This window comes from Oleiphilus sp. HI0080, assembly GCF_001635135.1.
On sequence record NZ_LWFU01000331.1, the window covers coordinates 1 to 4,543 of the forward strand.

At 45.9% G+C, this 4,543-nt stretch carries 5 protein-coding genes; all 5 read right to left on the reverse strand.

What is annotated here, in order from left to right:
* Positions 1 to 1,538: hypothetical protein (locus A3751_RS04350; RefSeq protein WP_197466171.1), on the reverse strand; the 1,538-nt coding region annotated here is incomplete at its 3' end.
* A 49-nt stretch (positions 1,539 to 1,587) separates the two neighbouring features.
* Complete coding sequence (locus A3751_RS04355; protein WP_068452604.1) at positions 1,588 to 2,115, reverse strand: PilX N-terminal domain-containing pilus assembly protein; 528 nt, start codon at positions 2,113 to 2,115, stop codon at positions 1,588 to 1,590.
* A 9-nt stretch (positions 2,116 to 2,124) separates the two neighbouring features.
* Positions 2,125 to 3,210 (reverse strand): PilW family protein, encoded by a 1,086-nt coding sequence (locus A3751_RS04360; RefSeq protein ID WP_068452607.1) that lies wholly within the window; start codon positions 3,208 to 3,210, stop codon positions 2,125 to 2,127.
* Positions 3,211 to 3,219: 9 nt separating this feature from the next.
* A complete protein-coding gene (gene pilV, locus A3751_RS04365) occupies positions 3,220 to 3,711 on the reverse strand; it encodes a type IV pilus modification protein PilV (RefSeq protein WP_068452610.1) in 492 nt (163 codons plus the stop codon).
* Between the two features lie 26 nt (positions 3,712 to 3,737).
* A complete protein-coding gene (locus A3751_RS04370; protein WP_068452613.1) occupies positions 3,738 to 4,262 on the reverse strand; it encodes a GspH/FimT family pseudopilin in 525 nt (174 codons plus the stop codon).
* Between the last annotated feature and the right edge of the window lie 281 nt (positions 4,263 to 4,543).

Below are 4,543 nucleotides of genomic sequence, written 5' to 3' on the forward strand. Positions count from 1 at the left end.
GAAACACCATTAGGAGCACCGTCGTCTGGATCATCAACCCAGCCATTTGCAATCTCATATTTCGTTAAACAAGAGCCGTCGTATGCGAGACCATCGATGCTTTGTGTTTTTGCTTCATCAACAGAAAACCGGCCAGGGAATCGAGCAAAGAGTTGATAATGCAAAGGGTTAGGCGATGAACATAAAAATTGTTCTTTGGTCGCGGCTGCAGGAATAAGGGCTTGGGATAAGATTCCCGATGGAGCCATCGCCGCACTGGTGACGACGATTTGATCAAGCAAAGTACCACCCTCGCGGTAGCGCACTTCGAGTGTATAAGACGTATTCCCTGTGAGATTGACTTCCGCCCACTCAGCCCAGCCCCATGTATTATCTGAGCTAATACCCGCAAACATTTTATTTACATCAGTCTCGGTCGCATCCCAATCATTATTGCCATTCGCAGGCGTTATGTCAGCACTCGTCTTTCCATGCAATTTAACCCACAAAGAATCACCGCTGCCATCTGGGCCAAGCGCTCTAAACCAAATCTTATAATCACCAGAGTCAGAAGGCGTTGTAAAGGTATAGGTTGCAGAACTAACGGACGCAGGAGGAGCACTACCTGTACTACTTGCACCGCCCGCTTCTAAAGTGCCAATAAAACGACCTTCGGAGGTCGCTGCGGCATTGGCAAAACTTGCTAGATCGTTTTTTTGCGGTTCAACAGCGCCCAAGATCAAAGCTGTTGTCTCCAGCATATTGCCTTGAAGATTAGATGGAAACGCTGACTCTGCCTCTATCACTAATGTATTTGCAGTAGAAACTTCATCACCATCTGGATGGTACCAATAACTTCCTTCAGTATCTTTTAAGTAGTATGTCGCAGGATAATAAGTATCGTCACGCTGCCCTGTAGAACAGGTATTCCCGTTTTCATCGCATACCATGGCGTCATCTTGAATATCGAAGGCCCATTGGTCGTCCGTATTGCTCGCTGTGTCATGGTCTGCAAACAGTGCCAAAGTACCTACGCTATTTAAATCCGAAATTGGCTCAAACGCGGTGTTATCAACATCGGCATCAAGGAAAGTATCTTTGGTAGGGTCTGATGAGTACTCATCAAAATTCGGCCAAGGATTGTAAGTGACCGAAGGATCATAATACGCAGAATTGAACGAAGGCGATCGAGCAAAGGCGTAAGCAGGAACAGGAGGAATAGCATAGTGGTTATTGTTCTTACGTTCACCGTTATAACTACCACTATAGCCATTAGGGAACAGATAAGTATATTTGTCACCGCTTTCGTATAGAGCACCTGAACTATCTGCGAAGAAGCCATTATCGTTAAGATAAATAGCTCCATCGTTATTCGCAAACAACACTTCAAAGTCCATGCTTCCAGAGTCGTCAATGGCAAACATGAGATTATGCTGAACCGAAGTACCAAGCCAAAGCGGAGAGTCTGAGTAATTCCACGGGGTAGAATGCACGACCGCAGGAGCACTCATGTAGGCGACAAACATACACCATGTCAGTTTTCGTTGGATACTGTTCATTTTCTTACTCCTCCTGAAATAAGTTCAGGGTCTTTTTTGACGGCTACGCTTAGAAGCGAAGCGCGTAAAAACTTTCAATAAATCGTTGTGATCTTGTCGTGCCGCCCGTTGCTCTGGCAACAATACGGAACGCGCGAATCGTTCCCGAGCCGGCTTCATGCGAATACGTTGGTAAGCTCACGCTCGTTGCCGTAGAGGTATCCGTAACACCACCTGATTGCTCTATGAAGTAGCGTGCTGCATTCGTCTGGCCTGCGAGCGCGCTCGCTTCGCATGTATCCTCTCCCGCCGCAGATGCCCAGATTGTCGCATCAAAAGGATCGGGGCCATCCCCCTCCTGATACAAACAACTGCTATTATCAAAACCGCCGGTTGAGGTAATATTATTAAGAAATGTTTCTGCGTCTCGAATAGCCGTTTCAGCACCTTGCAGGGCAACATTTCCGTCTTGGATCGCTGCAGCCATCTTTCCTTGCATAATGGTGTCGTTCATTGATGCAACACCAAGAACCGTCAATATCAACAAAAAGATTAACGAGACGAAAAGCGCAGCACCCTGCTGTTTGTTTCTATTCACGATACTCTCCTAATTCACTCGATTACGAATCGCAACGGTCGTTTGATAAGCTTTACGGAAACGCACATCGGCAGCAGTAACATCATTACCAGCACAATCTTTGTATGTTTGCGCGTCAGAAACAGCTCTATCTTGAGAGCGAATTTCCAAACATGAACGAACAGCCAAAACCGAATTCCAGTCCGTTACAAGATCCGCAGTCACGTATCGGTTAACAGCTTGGTTTCCGTTAGTATCCTCGCCGAAGAGCAGCTGCATATCTTCTACCCCCTCAGCAACTTCAAATGATCCAAAGTCGGTATTTATAGCGTTGTAACGAAGGCTCTTCATGTACAGCGCTGGTTCTCCGCTAGCACCATTACCAATATAGAAAAAAGTAAAATCAGGCTTGTAAATATATGAGTCATCAACATACGTACCGCTTAAAAATGGTGGGTTGATATTGACGTTACCACCATGCGCGATGTTATTTACATCGTTGTCAGGATCGGTGTTTGGACTATTAGATATCCCGAACGCTTCTGCCGAATCACAGTTTGCAACAATAACGATATCGTTTTGAGACAAACCACACCTTGCGGCATTTTCAACAAATAGCTGCGCAGACCCAGTTCCACCCCCTACAACCTTGCCGCCCGAACACGGGCGCACACCCTGCATGGAAAGCGCATCTGTTCCACTAATCATTTGCGCTTCTGCCGTTCCGATAACAATACCTGCATCACCTAATGGGGTACCGGTTGTATCCGTGACATTCTCATAACCAATAAGGCCACTGTTGCCATCAAAAGAGTTAAGAGCGGCTTCAAACTCGCCATCGTTGTATGCACTCGCTTTGACAATGCTTGAAAAATTACCGATCCCTCCTGCGCAGCCCATATAGCCAGCCTTTCGAACGCTACGAGCAAGGAACTCCATGCTAATTCGGCCACTTTCCTGAACCCGAGCCATACCATCCTGCATGCTAAATGCCTGACGGTTCGAATTAAAAATTTGAAACAGGCCTACCAACAATACAGAGCTCAAAGCCAAAGCTACCATCAACTCTACCAGTGAGAAGCCTGTTGGAGTTTTAGTAATAGTAAAACGTTTCATAAAAACACCTTAAGGCTGAAAAACAAAATTCACAGACGTTTCATCTGTACCGATTCTGTCACCATCCGCGTTTTCTTGCTCTACACGGTCGGACCAAAAGACAGAGATTGTATAAATGCCAGCAGCTTGAGAAATCTCACCTCTGCCCGCAGGCAATGCATCAGAGATATTGTCCTGCCATTCCCATTTGTCATGCGCGGCCATATCAGCCGACGAGCAGCCGCCAACGGCCAAACAAGTAGCCGTTTTGTCAGAACCGCCGGTATGGACATTGTACGCACCTGTAGACAGGGCTGTTCGATTTGCACGCATACGATCAGCCATGTCATTCGCATAATAAATCGCAATACTGCGAAAACTTGAGTTGGTGGTGTCACTAACCGCACGCACCTGCAAACTCGCCATACCCAATAGACCAACAGACAACACTAACATTGCAACCAAAACCTCAATAATAGTGATGCCGTTTTGCTTTTTCTTTATCACTAGATCCGTTCTCATAGCTAACATCTCACGACTTACGATTATTAAGGGCAATCAATTTGGGTAATATTCACCCTGCCAGAAAGCGTCACATCAATCTGACGGTCACGAAGCGCCGCAACGCTAGAGCATAAAGAAAAGGTAACGACATCCGATGAAAACCCCATAGCATTGAAGTTGATTGTATCCTCTCCTCCATCTTCATTGAGGCTAAGGCCGCCTGATATCGCTTCATAAACACGAAGCTCCTCACCTGCGTCATAAGCACCATCACCATCACCATCAACAAATATTTGATAGCCCGAGCTCCAATCGGATGTTCCAGATGCGGAGCCAATATGAACGTTGCCGCCACGTTGCGCCGCTTCTGTTCGAGCCATGTTAAAAGCGCCCACCAAATTATTGGCCGTTGAACTGATTTGATTTCGCGCAATTGAATTAGAGAAACTAGGTACCGCGATCGCAGCAACAATACCCACGATTAAAACGGTTATTACTAACTCCAGAATGGTGAAGCCAGATTGCTTTTCTCTTGCTTGATTCATAATGCAGCCTGATAGGTTTTTCATACATACACTCTAATTCGTTGGCTGAAAATCACTGAATGCTCTGCGACTAACGGTCTTATCCTTGGATAAGTGGTTAGTCAGCAAGCAAATTGCGACAAAACGCACATAAATTTCGAGCCCTTACTTGAGCTTAGACAATGTTTTTAAATTTGTAAGAAAAGATCTTGAAAAACAGGGAGATAGGCTAGAAATAGAAATTGAGGCAAGGATGAACCAGCAAAGTGATCGCGAGTGAGACCGTCCGACCTCACTCTCGCACTTTACACTTAAAGGGAATTAAA

Coding starts and splice junctions, on each gene's coding strand:
- A3751_RS04360 (WP_068452607.1), bottom strand. CDS start 3,210: ATGAAACGTTTTACTATTACTAAAACTCCAACAGGCTTCTCACTGGTA.
- pilV (WP_068452610.1), bottom strand. CDS start 3,711: ATGAGAACGGATCTAGTGATAAAGAAAAAGCAAAACGGCATCACTATT.
- A3751_RS04370 (WP_068452613.1), bottom strand. CDS start 4,262: ATGAAAAACCTATCAGGCTGCATTATGAATCAAGCAAGAGAAAAGCAA.